Here is a 14,401-nt window from a genome sequence, read left to right as displayed (position 1 = left end):
CTTGCGCGCTTCGTGAACTGACTGGCCGCAAGTGTTTGAGCGAGAGCGTTAGCGAAGCGAGTTTTTGCGGCCCCGCCCCCAGCCCGGAAATCCCAGGGAAGTTTTGCGAAGCAAAACCGCCGCGGTATGAGCCCCACCGGGCACCGCCTGCCGCGACCCAGCGCGCGACGCAAAACAACCGTTACGCTACCCCCCATGGAACTTCGCCAGCTGCGCTACTTCGTCCGGGTCGTCGAACTCGGCAGCATGTCCCGCGCCGCGGTGGATCTCGAACTCGTGCAGTCGGCTCTCAGTCAGCAGATCGGGCGGCTGGAGGGCGAGCTGTCTACGCGGCTGCTGCAGCGCGGGCCCAAGGGCGTCACCCCCACGGAAGCCGGTCTCGCGTTCTTCCGCGAGGCCCAGCTCGCCCTGCGCCACGCCAACGAGGCGGCGCGCGCGGCGCAGCAGTCGCGGCTGCTGGGGACGGTGAACGTGGGGCTCGCGCCCACCACCGCCTCCGTCCTGGGGCTGCCGCTGATATTGGCCGTCAGGGAGCGCTACGCGGACGTGCGGCTGCACCTCGTCGAAAGTCTCTCCGGCCACCTGGCCTCCATGCTGAACGCGCGGCAGCTCGACCTCGCGGTGCTCTTCGACACCGACCCCGGCCGCCGCTGGAGCGTGACGCCGCTGGTCGAGGAAAAGCTCTTCCTGGTCCGCGCGCGCGGGAAGGCCGGACCCGCCCTGCCCGCGAAAGTCAAGCTCTCGCAGCTGAAGGACCTGCCGCTGATCCTGCCCAGCGCCGGCCACGGGCTGCGCGCGACGCTGGACGAGGCGATGGCGGGCGAGAAGCTGCGGCGGCTGCTGCCCATGGAGATCGACTCGCTCGCCCTCCTGATGGAAGCGGTGCGCGCCGGGCTGGGCTGCACCATCCAGCCGCAGTCCTCGCTCGCTCGCATCCCGGGCTGGGAGGCGGACTTCGAACTGGCCGAGATCGCGGACAAGCGGCTGCGGCGCCTCAACTCGCTGTGCAGCCTGTCCGACGACGAGCTGTCTCCCGCCGCGCTGGCCGTGCGCGTGGTGCTGGCGGACTGCGCGCGCGAACTGATCGACTCGGGCAGCTGGGCGGGGGCCCGGCTCACCCGGCAGGCGAGCCATCACCAATCGTGATGGCCTGTTGACTTCCGCCTGCTGGCCCCGAGGGGCCGCAGCGCGTACAGTCGCGACCCATGGTCGATGTCCTGGTGATCGGCGGCGGCAACGCCGCCTTGTGCGCGGCGCTGATGGCGCGCGAAGCCGGAGCCAGCGTGCTCCTGCTCGAAGCCGCCCCGCGCGAATGGCGCGGCGGCAACTCGATGCACGTGCGCAACCTGCGCTGCATGCACGACGCCCCGCAGGACGTCCTGCTGGACGCCTATCCGGAAGAAGAGTTCTGGCAGGACCTGTTGAAGGTCACCGGGGGCAACACCGACGAGCACCTCGCGCGTTTCGTCATCCGCGAATCCTCCACCTGCCGGCCCTGGATGCGCAAGCACGGCGTGCGCTTCCAGCCCTCGCTGTCGGGCACGCTGCACCTGTCGCGCACCAACGCCTTCTTCATGGGCGGCGGCAAGGCGCTGGTCAATGCCTACTACCGCAGCGCGGAAAACCTCGGCGTGCAGATCCGCTACGACTCCCCCGTGGATGCCGTCGAGATGGACGGCCCGCGTTTCGTCGCGGCGCGCGTGGGCGCCGAGCGCATCGAAGCGAAGTCCTGCGTGCTGGCGTGCGGCGGGTTCGAATCCAATCTGGAATGGATGCGCGAAGCCTGGGGGCGCAACGAGCGCGGCGAATGGCCCGCGGACAACTTCCTCATCCGCGGCACCCGCTTCAACCAGGGCGTGCTGCTGAAGGCGATGCAGCAGGCCGGCGCGGACATCATCGGCGACCCGTCCCAGTCGCACTGCGTCGCCATCGACGCACGCGCGCCGCTGTACGACGGCGGCATCGTGACGCGCGTGGATTGCGTGTCGCTGGGCGTGATGCTCAATCGCGAGGCACTGCGCTTCTACGACGAGGGCGAGGATTTCTGGCCCAAGCGCTACGCGATCTGGGGCCGCCTCGTGGCGCAGCAACCCGGGCAGATCGGCTACTGCATCATCGACAGCAAGGCCGTCAGCCGCTTCATGCCGCCGGTGTTCCCCGGCACCAAGGCGAACTCGCTGCCCGAACTCGCGCGCGCACTCGGCTTGCCCGAAGAGAACTTCATGAAGACCCTGCAGGATTTCAATGCGGCATGCCGCCCGGGCAGTTTCGACCACACCGTGCTCGACGACTGCGCGACACAGGGCCTCGCGCCCGCGAAGACGCACTGGGCGCGGCCGATCGACACCGCGCCCTTCTACGGCTATGCGCTGCGCCCGGGGATCACCTTCACCTACCTCGGCCTGAAGACGAACGACGAAGCGGCCGTGCATTTCGATGGCTCGCCGAGCGGCAACCTCTTCGTCGCCGGCGAGATGATGGCCGGCAACGTGCTGGGCAAGGGCTACACGGCCGGCGTGGGCATGAGCATCGGCACCGCGTTCGGACGCCGTGCGGGGACGAGCGCCGCGAAGGCCGCCCTCGCCGCCAGGAGCGCGCATGCAGCAGCTTGAAGATCTCGCCCGCGAGGCGGTCCAACTCGCGCAAGGCGGCTTCGAGGCGGAGGCCTCGCGCCAGATGCAGATCTGCAATGCCTGCCGCTACTGCGAAAGCTTCTGCGCGGTGTTCCCGGCCATGACGCGCCGGCTGGACTTCACGTCCGCCGACATGCATTACCTCGCGAACCTGTGCCACAACTGCGGCGCGTGCCTGCATGCGTGCCAGTACGCGCCGCCGCATGAATTCGCGGTGAACATTCCGCAGGCGATGGCGCAGGTGCGCTCCGACACCTACGCGCAGTACGCGTGGCCGCGCGCTTTCGGCGCACTCTACCGCCGTAACGGTCTCGTGTTCGCGCTTGCCACCGCGCTGGGCCTCGCCCTGTTCCTCGTGATGGTGCTGGCGAGCCGCGGGCAGCTGCTGCACGAGCCGCTGGCAGGGAATTTCTATGCGGTCTTCCCGCACAACCTGCTGGTCGCGATGTTCGGCGCCGCATTCGGCTGGGCGGTGCTGGCCCTCGCGATCGGCGCCACGCGCTTCTGGAGGGGCCATTCGCCCGGGCCGATGGAGCGCGGCGCCGCGGGCGAGGCGCTGAAGAACATCCTCACCCTCACCTACCTGGACGGCGGGCACGGCGACGGCTGCAATGAAGAGAGCGACCGCTTCACGCTCGCGCGGCGCCGCTTCCACCACCTCACGTTCTACGGCTTCATGCTGTGCTTCGCCTCCACCTGTGTGGCGACTCTGTACCACTACGTGCTCAACCTGCACGCGCCCTATGCACTCGGCAGCCTGCCCGTGATCCTCGGCACGCTGGGCGGCATCGGCCTGCTGGTGGGTCCGGCCGGCCTGCTGTGGCTCAACCTGCGCCGTGCGCCGCAGCATGGCGACGCGAAGCAAAAGCCGATGGACCGCGCGTTCATCGCGCTGCTCTTCGCCACCAGCCTCACCGGGCTCGCGCTGCTGGCGTGGCGGGACACTTCGTCGATGGCGCTGCTGCTCGCCGTGCACCTCGGATGCGTGATGGCCCTCTTCCTCACCTTGCCCTACGGCAAGTTCGCGCATGCCGTGTACCGCTGCGCCGCGCTGCTCAAATGGAACGTGGAAAAGCGCCAACCGAATCGCCTGCAGCTCGGGGCCGATTGATGTGGAACCGCACGCGCATCATCCCTCTGGTGGTGGCGTGCCCGATGTTCCTGCAGAACCTGGATACCTCCGTGATGGGCACGGCGCTGCCCGCGATCGCCGACTCGCTCGATGCGGACGTGCTGCACCTCAACCTGGCGATCACGTCGTACCTGCTCAGCCTCGTGCTGTTCCTGCCCGCGAGCGCGTGGCTCGCCGAGCGCTACGGGCCGCGGCGGGTGTTCTGCACCGCGGTGTTCCTCTTTTCCCTGGCCTCCGCGCTGTGCGGCGCCGCCACGACGCTCGGCCAGTTGATCTTCTTCCGGCTGCTGCAGGGGGTGGGCGGCGCGATGATGGTGCCCGTGGGCCGACTCATCCTGCTGCGCGCCGTGCCTGTCGCGCAGATGGTGGTGGCGATGGTGTGGTTCACGGTGCCGGGCGGCATCGGGCGCCTGATGGGGCCGCTGGTCGGCGGCGCGATCGTCACCGTCATGTCGTGGCGCTGGATCTTCCTCGTGAACATCCCCTTCGGCCTGGCGGGCGTGCTGCTCGCGCTTTACTTCATCGACAAAGACCTGCCGCCGGACAGCGATGCGGAGATGGCGCCCTTCGACGTGCCCGGCCTGCTCCTGATGGCGGCCGCGCTCGGCGGCCTGCTCGGCGCGCTGGAGATGGCGGGCAAGTCCCTGATGCCGTGGCCCGGCGTGGTGGCGCTCGCGTGCGTCGGCTGCGCGAGCCTGTGGCTGTACCTGCGGCGCAGCAATGCCCAGGCCGTGCCGCTGGTGGACTTCAAGGTGTTCCGCTTCCTCACCTTCCGCGCCTCCGTCGCGGGCGGCGCCCCCGTGCGCGTCGCGATCGGCGCCAGCCCCTTCCTGCTGCCGCTGCTCTTCCAGGTGGGCTTCGGCATGACGCCGCTGCAGGCGGGCACGATCACCATGGCGACGGCGCTAGGTTCGCTCGGCATTCGGGGCGCGGTCACGCGCGCGGTGAAGACCTTCGGCTACCGCCGCATGCTGATCCTCAGCAGCGCCACCACCAGCCTTTTCTATGCCGCCTACACCTTCTTCACACCGGAGACGCCGCATGCGCTGCTCTTCGTCGTGCTGCTGTTCGCGGGCATGTCCAACGCGATGACGCTCGTGGTGCTGGCCACCATCGGCTACAACGAGATTCCGCGCAACCGCATGGGCCATGCGACCGCGCTCGGAACCATGGCGCAGCAGGTGTCGGTGGCGTTCGGCGTGACGCTCGCGGCGTCCCTGGTCGAGCTGGCGCACTACTTTCACGGCGGCGCGCCGGGCGTGTTGGCGGCGGCGGACTTCCGGCCCGCACTCATCGCCGTGGCGATGCTGCCCTTCATGTCCGCGATCGCCTTCCTGCGGTTGCCGAAGAACACCGCGCTGGCCGACGATGAGACCTAGAATGAATTCGAACCCGAGGGGAATGAAATGACGACCGGTGTGCTGAACATCCCATCCATGAAAGAGCGTGTGTCCCCGCAGGAATGGCAGGCACGTGTCGACCTTGCAGCGTGCTACCGCCTGGTGGACCTCTTCGGCATGTCCGACATGATGGCCAACCACATCTCCTCGCGCGTGCCGGGCGAAGAGAGCTTTCTCATCAACCCCTACGGGATGATGTACGAGGAAATCACGGCGTCCAGCCTCATCAAGGTGGACCTCGCGGGCAACATCCTCGCGAGCCCCGACTTTGGCGAGCTCAAGTACGGCGTGAATCGCGCGGGCTACGTCATCCACAGCGCGGTGCACGAGGCGCGGCCGGAGGTCGCCTGCGTGATCCACACGCACAGCTGGGCGTCGATGGCCGTGTCCGCGCTCGACTGCGGACTGCTGCCCATCACGCAGACGGCGATGCGCTTCCTGAAGATCGGCTACCACGAGTACGAAGGTGTCGTCCTGGACGACAAGGAGAAGGCGTCGCTGCTGCGCGACCTGGGCCAGGGCGAGGCGCTGATGCTGCGCAACCACGGCGCGCTCGTCGTCGGCAAGACGGTCGGCGAGTGCTTCAACTGGACGCACCGGCTGGAACTCGCCTGCCGTTCGCAGATCGCAGCGATGTCCTGCAACACGAAGCTGCGAGACGTGCCGCGGCACGTGCTGGAAGAGACCTGGAACAACTACCAGCCGGGCACGCGCAGGCCCTACGGCCTGATGGAGTGGCCCGCACTGCTTCGCAAGCTGGACCGCACCGACCCGAGCTACCGCACCTGAAGTCACCAACTACAAGCGACAAGGAGACAAGATGAAGCTGGAGAATTTCGTGAGCCGCCGCACCGTCCTCGCGGGAGCCGCCGCGTTGATGGGCGTGCCCGCGTGGGCGCAGGCGCCCGCGTATCCCGCGCGGCCCGTGCGCGTGATCGTCGCCTTCACCGCCGGCGGCACGACGGACATCCTCGCGCGCGCCGTCGGGCAGAAGCTCGGCGACAAGCTCAAGCAGACCTTCGTGATCGACAACAAGCCGGGCGGCGGCGGCAACATCGGCACGGAGCTCGCCGCGCGCGCGGCGCCCGACGGCTACACGCTGATCGTGGATTCCGTCGGCCCGATCGCGGTGAACCCGACGCTCTACAAGAAGCTCAACATCAACCCGCTGGTGGACCTCGTGCCCGTCGTGCAGATCGCCGACGTGCCCAACGTGCTGGTGGTCAACCCCAACGTGCCCGCGAAGACGATCGACGAATTCATCGCCTATGCGAAATCCAAGCCCGGCGAGCTGAACTACGGCTCCACCGGCATCGGCACTTCGTCGCACCTGTCGGGCTTCATGCTCGGCAAGCGCGTGGGCGCCACCTTCACGCACGTGCCCTATCGCGGCGCGGACGCGCTGAACGACCTGCTCGCGGGCCGCGTGCAGTTCATGTTCGCGACCATTCCTTCGGTGATCCAGCACATCCAGGCCGGCAAGCTGCGCGCCATCGCTGTTACGAGCGTGAACCGGTCGCGCTCCATGCCCGACGTGCCCACAGTGGCGGAAAGGGGCTTCCCGGGCTTCGAAGCCGGGTCGTGGTTCGGCTTCTTCGCGCCCAAGGGCACGCCGGAGACCGTCATCATGACGCTGAACAAGGCGGTGAACGAAGTGCTGCCTTCGCTCGAACAGCAGCTGGTGCGCGAAGGCGCGGACCCGGTAGGCGGATCGCCCGAGCAGTTCGGCGCCTTCGTGCAGAAGGAATTCGAGAAGTGGCGCGCGGTGGTGAAGGAATCGGGCGCGACGGCGGAGTGAGCCCAGCGTGACGCCTGGCCACGCGCCGACCCACCTGCTGCTCTCCCGCGATGCGGCGGGCAAGCACGCGGATGCCATCGCGCGCGCGTTCGGTGCGCGTCCGCACGTGCTCGTCTTCCCGGACGATCCCGCGGCCGTGCGGGCCGACATCGCCTTCGTCTCGCGCGAGGTGACGGGCCTGTCGACCAAGCACGACCTGAAGCCCGACACGAAGCGCTTCTACGACGCGTTGCGTGCCGCGCCCGCGCTGCGATGGGTGCACATCCACTCCGCCGGCGCCGACCGGCCGATCTATGTCGAGCTCGCGGACAAGGGCGTGGCGATCACGACTTCGTCCGGCGGCAACGCGCGCGTCGTCGCGCAGACGGCCGTGCTGGGGCTGCTGTCGCTGGCGCGCCACTGGCCGCTGCTCGCCGCCGCGCAGCGGCGCAGGGAATGGGCGTCGCTCTATGGCAGCGGGCTGCCCCGCGACATCGGCGGCCAGACGGCTGTCGTCGTCGGATGGGGGCCTGTCGGCCAGGAGATCTCGCGCCTGTTGCAGGCACTCGGATTGAAGGTGGTCGTTGTCCGGCGCGGGTCGCAGCCTGCGGGCGATGACCTGCCGACCCTCACCTATCCGCAACTGCACGACGTGCTGCCGCGCGCGGACTGGCTGGTGCTGGCCTGCCCGCTATCGGACGAGACACGCCACCTGGTCGGCGCGCGCGAATTCGCGCTGCTCCCCTCGCACGCGGGCCTCGTGAACGTCGCACGCGGCGAAGTGATCGATGAACCCGCGATGATCGCCGCGCTGCGCGAAGGCCGCCTCGCGGGCGCCTACCTCGACGTCTTCGCGCATGAACCTCTGTCCGCGGACTCGCCCCTCTGGGACATGCCCAACGTGATCGTCACCCCGCATTCGGCGGGCATGTCCGACGGCAACGAAGGCCAGGTCGCACGCATATTTCTGGACAACCTGCAGCGCTGGCTGCTCAACGAATTTCAAGGAGACACCAAGTCATGACATCACTACCCCGCCGCGCCCTCGTCCTGGGCAGCCTCGCGCTCGCATACGCCGGCGCATTCGCGCAAACCGGCCCCTATCCGTCCCGGCCGATCAAGCTGATCGTCGGCTACCCGGCGGGCGGCGCATCCGACGTCGCCGCGCGCATCATCGGCCAGAAGCTGAGCGAGCGCATGGGCCAGGCCGTCGTCGTGGAGAACCGCGCGGGCAGCGCGGGCAACATCGGCGCCGACGCGGTCGCGAAGGCCGCACCGGATGGCTACACGCTGCTGCTCGGCACCATCTCGCTGTCCGTCAACCCGAGCCTGTACCCCAAGATGACCTACGACCCGGTGAAGGACCTCACCGCGATCTCGATGATCTCGTCGACGCCCTTCCTGCTCGTCGTCAACCCGGCGACTCCGTACAAGACCGTGCGCGAACTGCTGGACGCCGCGAAGAAATCGCCGGGCGTCATCAACTACGCGACGGCGGGCAACGGCTCGGGCTCGCACCTCTTCACCGAACTGCTGGACAGCACGGCCAACATCAAGCTCACGCACGTGCCCTACAAGGGCGCGGCGCCGGCGATGAACGACGTGCTGGGCAACCAGGTCGGCCTCACCTTCGACAACATCATCACGACGCTGCCGCTGGTGAAGGCCGGCAAGCTGCGCCCGCTCGCAGTCAGCACGAAGCAGCGCTCCAAAGTCGCGCCCGACATCCCCACGCTGGACGAAAGCGGCGTACCCGGATTCGACGCCACTGCGTGGTTCGGCCTCTTCGCGCCGGCCGGCACGCCGCACGACATCGTGACGAAGCTCGCGCAGGAAGTGGCCGTGGCGGTGAAGGACCCGGTGGTCAACGACAAGCTGCTCGCGCTCGGCGCGGAGCCGGTGAGCAGCACCCCCGACGCCTTCAGCGCCTTCTTCAAGGGCGAAGTGGCGAAGTGGGGACAGGTGGTGCGCTCGGCGAAGGTGCAGGTCGAGTAATCAGCTGTCCGCGTACTTCTTTTCCAGCTGCGCCCACTGGGCGTAGTTGACGAACTTCTGCCGTTCGTCGAAGGAGATGACGGCGTCCTCGGCGCCCGCGAGCGAGCCCACGCGCTTGAGGTGCGCCATGGTCTTCTTCATCGCGAGCATCGCCGACTGCATCGCGGCGTTCGCGTAGAGGATGCCCGCGAAGCCTATCTGCGCGAGCTCGCCCTGCGGCAGCATCGGCGTGCGGCCCCCGTGCACGATGTTCACGATGTGCGGCCCGGGCAGCTCGCGCACGATGCGCTTCAAGTCGTCCACCGTTCGCGGCGCCTCGACGAACATCAGGTCCGCGCCCGCCTCGCGGTAGGCGGCCATGCGCTCTATAGCGGCGTCGATGCCTTCCACGGCCATCGCGTCCGTGCGCGCGAGGATCATGAAGTCCGCGTCGACGCGCGTGTCCACCGCGGCCTTGATCTTCTGCACCATCTCCGCCTGGGGGATGACCGACTTGTTGTCGAAGTGGCCGCAGCGCTTGGGAAAGTCCTGGTCCTCCAGCTGGATCACCGAGGCGCCCGCGCGCTCGTAGAGCTTGATGGTGCGCACGAGGTTGAGCGCGTTGCCGAAACCGGTGTCGCCGTCCGCGATGATGGGGATGGACACGGCGTCGCGAAAGGCCGCCACGTGCGCGGCCATTTCGGAGACGGAGATGAGGCCCATGTCGGGGCCACCGAGGTAGGAATTCGCGACGCCTGCGCCGGTCATGTAGACCACGGGGAAGCCCGCGTCTTCGATGATGCGGGCGCCCAGGGCGTTGGGCGCGCCGGGGATGACGATGCCGGCGTTGGGTTTCAGGAGGCTGCGGAGTTGCTGGTTGGGGGTGGGCATGGGGGACTTCCGGGGTGCAGAGAGGGAATACGCGGGGTGCCTGGGCATTCTAGGGAGGTGGCGCCCGCCTGCGCAGGGAAATGTCTTTTCATCCGTGAGGTCAACATCATTTTTAGCGCGCTGAATCGCGGATATAAACCAAGGAGCTAACGCGGGGCGAACAAGATTGCCTTGCCACTGTTCTCGGGCTACCTAAGCGCGGCCAGTTAATCCCAGCGAAACGAGATTCCACCATGGGACTTCTTCTTGCCCTTTCAGTGTTCGTGTACCCCCTGGCATTGCCGGTCGTCACCGTGGCGGGGCTGTATCTGGCTGCATTCAAGGGCAACAGAGACCTCCCATCGATCGCAATGCGAGGTTTAGTCGTATTGCCGCCGCTGGTGTTGCTGTTTACGCCAGGGATTTACAGAGGCGGAGCGGGCGCGTTCCTGCTGCCCTGGTGGCTGTTCATGTTCATCGGCCACGAAGGCGTCAGCTACTACGCGGTCACGTACATTTTCATCTGCGGGCTGGGCTTGGCAATGCTCGGGATGTTCGCAGTGTGGTTCGACGAGCGTTGACTACGACGAATCTCGAGCCTCGAACGATACGGCCGCCAACGACCTGGGCTCAGCGGGCTCGCACTGATTCGAGCCTGGTATGTCGCGACATGCCCTTTACTAGCATCCCGAACCGGTCGGACTCGATTCTTTTACGCGGCCAACGTCGGTTTCCACGGTCTCGATTTTTCCGACGACCGCTTCAGTGACTCCTCAAGGTTTGTCATGGCGGGACAGACCTTTGCACTCGCCCTTCCGGGCGCAGCTGCCGCTTTCGCCAGCATAACCAAACCATGGCCTCAGATACGAGGTCGGTGCAAGTGTTCAGCAGCGAGGGCGTCCGCGCTTTCGGAGTTCAGCGCGCGGCGCGGGAGCCCTTCGTTGGTGAAGCGCCTCACCGGGGCGCTATACTCCGCGCAAAGGCATAATGCCTTTCTTTGGATCTTTTTGCTCCAATTTGCTACCGGCAATCTTTTTCTTTCCCTTTAGACGCCCGCACCCGCAGTCCGGCCCCGTGCAGATGTCGGCCGCACGCCCGCCGAAGTCAGTCCACCTGACGCAGTAACTTTCGACAAGCCCTGGCCTCGCGGCCGGCTTCGCTTCGAAAGCGCGCGATTCGCGCATCCCAAGCAGTAATTCGCGTCCCCTCGCGCCAGCGCCGGGACATCGCAGTTCATTCTGAGGAGGAAAAGCGAAGTGATGATTTTCAAAAAAATCTGTCCGCCCCATGGCGTGGGCTTTCGTGCACTCTTGATGGCTTTCGCCCTGCTCCTGTGCGGTGCGAATTCAATCGCGGCCTCCGTCGACCCGCAGGAGTATCTCGCGCTGCAGGACGAGGCGGTCCGGCTCGGCGCTGTGCGGGTGATGGTCAATCTGGACGACGCCGTGTCGCTCGGCAGCGTCGCGACAAGCAAGGCCCGGCTGCAGCAGGCCGCCAACAGCTTGCGCGCTGAGTTGGGCACTGGCGCCTGGAAGGCGGGCACCTGGTCCAACGACGCCGGCCAGATCGGCGTGAACGTGACGCCGCAGGGCTTGGCAACGCTGCTGAACAGCAAGGGCGCCAAGTCATTCACCCGCGACCCAACCGACAAGCTGCGCCACCGCATCCTGGCTGCGGATGGGCGATTGCAGGCCATCGAAGCCGCCATCGCAAGCACCGGATTCGCCGACGTCGAGATGGCGCTCGATGTGGATGCCGACCTGGACTACCTGGGCGACGGCTCCATTGCGTGGCGCGATGCCCCGGCGGCATCCGCCCAGGCGCAAGCCGTTCGCGCCTCCCTGCTGGCCGGCCTGCGGCCCTCCGCGGCGCTGCGTCAGGCTCCAGGCAGCGCCGCCCTTGCCGCGGCCAGGATCGGGCGGGAAGACTTCCTGCTGTTGCGCGAACATCCCCGGGTCCGCAGCTTGCAACTCGGCGCGTGGTCGGACCCACGCCCGGCGGATTGGCAGCGCGAAGTGATCGACGAAGCCCGGGTCCACGGGGTGGTGGATGCGCTGATCGAACTGCGGCTCCCTTCGCCCTTCGTGATGGGTCGCGGGTTCATGCCTGATGCGGCGTGGCGCAAGCAGTCTGCCAGCTTGAGGCGGGCCCTCGAAGAGGTCGTGGCGAACATTCCCGGCGCGGCCATCACGCGCGACTTGAGCGAGTGGGGTGCATTGAACGTCCGGCTGGATCCGGATGCCGCCATCCGGTTGTTCGCCAACGCGGACCGGCGAGTGCTGCGCGTGAGCCTGAATCGCGCCGACGCCTTTCCCCTGCTCGGCGTCAGCGAAGCCAGCATCAACATGCAATCCGGCTGGAACCAGAACTACCGGGGCGCGGGCCAGCACATCGTGCTGCTGGACACCGGCATCCGCAAGAGCCATGCGTTCTTCCAGATGAACGGGGCCAGCAAGGTTATGTTCGAAGGCTGCTGGGGCACCAACGGGGGCGGATATACCTCACCCTGCCCTGCGCAGGATGCGAAGGGAGACAGTCCGCTCAATTTTCCGGCGTCTGGCGCGCCTCCCGCCGGCTGCTCGTCCTGCCCCCAACACGGAACGCACGCCGCCGGCATCGCGGCAGGGCGTCAGAATGCGGCAATGCCCAAGTCCGCGGCCGGCGCCACCCTGCAAGGCGTCGCGCCCGACGCCTTTCTGATTTCGGCGCAGGTGTTCTCCCTGGATGCGGCGGGCAACCCGGGCTCATTTCGTGATGACCAGATTGCCGCCCTGCAGGCGTTGAGCGCGAGCGCGACCGACGCCACGTATGTCGCGCTGCTGAACTTCGGCGATTCAGGCAAGAACACCGCCGACTGCCCGAACATCAACTACACCATGACCAACCTTGTCGCGGACCTCCACTCCCGCGGCATTCCGGTTGTCGCTGGCGCCGGAAACACCGGAGCGACCCTGCCGCGGATGGGAATCTCCTTCCCCGCCTGCATTCCATACGTCATCAAAGTCCCCGGCACCGTCAACAACGCAAACGGTAATTCGGTGGCCAACGGGTCCAGCATTGCCGCGGACACCTTCACAGGTCCCATGCTTCTCGCCCCGGGCTACGACATCCTTTCGTCGACGGGCACATCGGACACTTCGACCAACCAGTTCGGCGGCACGTCGTTTTCAGGGCCCCATGTGGCGGGCTACTATGCGGCGATCAAAGCCGCCGTGCCGACCTGGACGCTCGCAGACGCGACCGCGTGGATCTACAGCACCGGAAGCGTCAGCGCGCCCCAAACCTATTCCGGCGTCACCTACCCCTTCCGTCGCATCCGGATGCCCTGACCATGATTTCAAAGTCCTTCTCATCCCTCGTCACGAAACTTCTGCTGGCCGCCACTGCCGCAGCGCAGGCGAGCTGCGGCGGAAGCGAACCTCCGGAACCGGTCGCCGTCCCGTTCACCGTCGTTGGAGACATCTTTGGCAATCTCTACGGCGAATGGCCCGTCAGGGAGTACGTGATCCGCAACCAGGCGGAACTCGATAGCGCATGGAGCACCTTCCTGTCCTCGCGGGTGCCACCGGCGGCCGAGCCGGCCATCGATTTTTCGAGATTCGCACTCGTCGGCGTCTCCCTCGGATGGGGGACTCCGTGCAACGCCGTGCAAATCACAGGCATCTCGCGGACCGGCTCGAACCTCGCTGTCGCGTATTCGTCCGTGGAACCTGGACAAGTACAGGTGGACTGCCCTCTCGTGCAGGTTCCCAGATTGCAATTTGCACTGGTCGCCGCGCCCGTGGGCATGGTCACGTTCCAGCGCAAGTGACACGGTAGGCATCAGAACTTCCATGTCGGGCAAGCCTCCGCGTCATCGCGCGGACGCCCGTCTTCACGGCCGGCTGTAACAACCCGTCACGGGAGTGGCTCTTGCACTCACCAAAGGTTAGGAAGTTGTGATGAACTTCTGAAGCAATGCTGTGCAAGCGGCGGCTCACCTACACTTCGTTACGCCGCGGCGGGCACTATTTCCATTGCACTGCCCAAGCAATTTCACTATTCACCAAGGAACCTTATTTTGAAAAAGCAACTTTCCGCACTCGTCGCCGTCGCAGCAATCTACGCTCCACTCGCGGCCCACGCGTCCGACGGCACCATCAACTTCACCGGCAAGCTGGTCTCCACGACCTGCACGGTCACGAACGGTGGCGCCACGGCGCTGAACGTCCCGCTGCCGCCGACCGCCACCACATCCGTGAACCCCACGGGCGGCGACACGGCCTTCTCGCTGAACATCACCGGCTGCACGGGCCCCACCACGGCTACAACCTACTTCGAAGCCGGCGGGAACATCTCCGCGTCCGGCCGACTGATCAACACCGCTGCCGCCACCACGCCCGCCACCGGCCCGGCCAACGTCGAACTGGAACTGCTGAACGGAAACGGCACCACGATCGCCCTCAACGCGGCGTACGGCTCGCAAAACGTGACCCCCGCCCCCATCACCGCCGGCAGCGCCGTGGCGAACTTCATCGTGCGCTACTACCACACGGACGCCACGCCCGTGACGGCCGGCGATGTCCTGAGCTCCGTCACGTACTCGATGGTCTACCTCTGATCGGCACGGGTACGC

General features: G+C 66.9%; 13 protein-coding genes. 12 read left to right on the top strand and 1 reads right to left on the bottom strand.

All coding sequences use genetic code 11. The features are described 5' to 3' along the window. The first annotated feature begins 195 nt into the window (after positions 1-195). Genes I5803_RS21790 through I5803_RS21755 form a run of 8 tightly spaced genes read left to right on the top strand, consistent with a single transcriptional unit; the run spans position 196 to position 8,937 of the window. A complete protein-coding gene (locus tag I5803_RS21790) occupies positions 196-1,146 on the top strand; it encodes a LysR family transcriptional regulator (RefSeq protein WP_196988405.1) in 951 nt (316 codons plus the stop codon). 59 nt (positions 1,147-1,205) lie between these two features. Then, the gene (gene tcuA / locus I5803_RS21785) at positions 1,206-2,612 is read left to right on the top strand and encodes an FAD-dependent tricarballylate dehydrogenase TcuA (protein ID WP_196988404.1); all 1,407 of its coding nucleotides are present in this window, start codon (positions 1,206-1,208) and stop codon (positions 2,610-2,612) included. Further along, the gene (gene tcuB, locus I5803_RS21780) at positions 2,599-3,744 is read left to right on the top strand and encodes a tricarballylate utilization 4Fe-4S protein TcuB (RefSeq protein ID WP_196988403.1); all 1,146 of its coding nucleotides are present in this window, start codon (positions 2,599-2,601) and stop codon (positions 3,742-3,744) included. The genes tcuA and tcuB overlap by 14 nt, the downstream gene beginning before the upstream one ends. Beyond that, the gene (locus tag I5803_RS21775; protein WP_196988402.1) at positions 3,744-5,144 is read left to right on the top strand and encodes an MFS transporter; all 1,401 of its coding nucleotides are present in this window, start codon (positions 3,744-3,746) and stop codon (positions 5,142-5,144) included. Before tcuB ends, I5803_RS21775 begins: the two co-directional genes overlap by 1 nt. A 27-nt stretch (positions 5,145-5,171) precedes the next feature. Further along, a complete protein-coding gene (locus I5803_RS21770) occupies positions 5,172-5,954 on the top strand; it encodes a class II aldolase/adducin family protein (protein ID WP_196988401.1) in 783 nt (260 codons plus the stop codon). A 31-nt stretch (positions 5,955-5,985) separates the two neighbouring features. Further along, positions 5,986-6,963 (top strand): Bug family tripartite tricarboxylate transporter substrate binding protein, encoded by a 978-nt coding sequence (locus I5803_RS21765; protein WP_196988400.1) that lies wholly within the window; start codon positions 5,986-5,988, stop codon positions 6,961-6,963. Between the two features lie 7 nt (positions 6,964-6,970). Beyond that, entirely contained in the window at positions 6,971-7,966 is a 996-nt protein-coding gene (locus I5803_RS21760; RefSeq protein WP_196988399.1) for a D-2-hydroxyacid dehydrogenase, read from the top strand. Next, positions 7,963-8,937, top strand: a complete 975-nt coding sequence (locus tag I5803_RS21755) for a tripartite tricarboxylate transporter substrate binding protein (RefSeq protein ID WP_196988398.1) — start codon at positions 7,963-7,965, stop codon at positions 8,935-8,937. The genes I5803_RS21760 and I5803_RS21755 overlap by 4 nt, the downstream gene beginning before the upstream one ends. Here the strand turns inward: I5803_RS21755 and I5803_RS21750 are convergent, their stop codons facing one another. Beyond that, positions 8,938-9,807: an isocitrate lyase/PEP mutase family protein gene (locus I5803_RS21750; RefSeq protein ID WP_196988397.1), complete on the bottom strand. Its 870-nt coding sequence runs from the start codon at positions 9,805-9,807 to the stop codon at positions 8,938-8,940. A gap of 233 nt (positions 9,808-10,040) precedes the next feature. Between I5803_RS21750 and I5803_RS21745 the strand changes: the two genes are divergently transcribed. The 4 genes from I5803_RS21745 (at position 10,041) to I5803_RS21730 (ending at position 14,386) form a co-directional block, all read left to right on the top strand. Next, entirely contained in the window at positions 10,041-10,367 is a 327-nt protein-coding gene (locus I5803_RS21745) for a hypothetical protein (protein ID WP_196988396.1), read from the top strand. A gap of 678 nt (positions 10,368-11,045) precedes the next feature. After that, entirely contained in the window at positions 11,046-13,115 is a 2,070-nt protein-coding gene (locus I5803_RS21740) for a S8 family peptidase (protein ID WP_196988395.1), read from the top strand. A 2-nt stretch (positions 13,116-13,117) separates the two neighbouring features. Next, positions 13,118-13,597, top strand: coding sequence for a hypothetical protein (locus I5803_RS21735; RefSeq protein ID WP_196988394.1), 480 nt, complete (start codon positions 13,118-13,120; stop codon positions 13,595-13,597). A gap of 249 nt (positions 13,598-13,846) precedes the next feature. After that, on the top strand, positions 13,847-14,386 hold the full coding sequence (locus tag I5803_RS21730; RefSeq protein ID WP_196988393.1) for a fimbrial protein: 540 nt from the start codon (positions 13,847-13,849) through the stop codon (positions 14,384-14,386). The last annotated feature ends 15 nt before the right edge of the window (positions 14,387-14,401 follow it).

The sequence above is a fragment of the Caenimonas aquaedulcis genome (assembly GCF_015831345.1).
Lineage (GTDB): Bacteria > Pseudomonadota > Gammaproteobacteria > Burkholderiales > Burkholderiaceae_C > Ramlibacter > Ramlibacter aquaedulcis.
Note: the sequence above shows the minus strand (reverse complement) of the source record. Positions and strands in the feature narration are given on the sequence as shown.

What these genes read in the sequence shown, in the direction of transcription:
- I5803_RS21790 (WP_196988405.1), top strand. Translation starts at nt 196, where the DNA reads ATGGAACTTCGCCAGCTGCGCTACTTCGTCCGGGTCGTCGAACTCGGC.
- tcuA (WP_196988404.1), top strand. Translation starts at nt 1,206, where the DNA reads ATGGTCGATGTCCTGGTGATCGGCGGCGGCAACGCCGCCTTGTGCGCG.
- I5803_RS21755 (WP_196988398.1), top strand. Translation starts at nt 7,963, where the DNA reads ATGACATCACTACCCCGCCGCGCCCTCGTCCTGGGCAGCCTCGCGCTC.
- I5803_RS21775 (WP_196988402.1), top strand. Translation starts at nt 3,744, where the DNA reads ATGTGGAACCGCACGCGCATCATCCCTCTGGTGGTGGCGTGCCCGATG.
- I5803_RS21740 (WP_196988395.1), top strand. Translation starts at nt 11,046, where the DNA reads ATGATTTTCAAAAAAATCTGTCCGCCCCATGGCGTGGGCTTTCGTGCA.
- I5803_RS21735 (WP_196988394.1), top strand. Translation starts at nt 13,118, where the DNA reads ATGATTTCAAAGTCCTTCTCATCCCTCGTCACGAAACTTCTGCTGGCC.
- I5803_RS21745 (WP_196988396.1), top strand. Translation starts at nt 10,041, where the DNA reads ATGGGACTTCTTCTTGCCCTTTCAGTGTTCGTGTACCCCCTGGCATTG.
- tcuB (WP_196988403.1), top strand. Translation starts at nt 2,599, where the DNA reads ATGCAGCAGCTTGAAGATCTCGCCCGCGAGGCGGTCCAACTCGCGCAA.
- I5803_RS21765 (WP_196988400.1), top strand. Translation starts at nt 5,986, where the DNA reads ATGAAGCTGGAGAATTTCGTGAGCCGCCGCACCGTCCTCGCGGGAGCC.
- I5803_RS21750 (WP_196988397.1), bottom strand. Translation starts at nt 9,807, where the DNA reads ATGCCCACCCCCAACCAGCAACTCCGCAGCCTCCTGAAACCCAACGCC.
- I5803_RS21770 (WP_196988401.1), top strand. Translation starts at nt 5,172, where the DNA reads ATGACGACCGGTGTGCTGAACATCCCATCCATGAAAGAGCGTGTGTCC.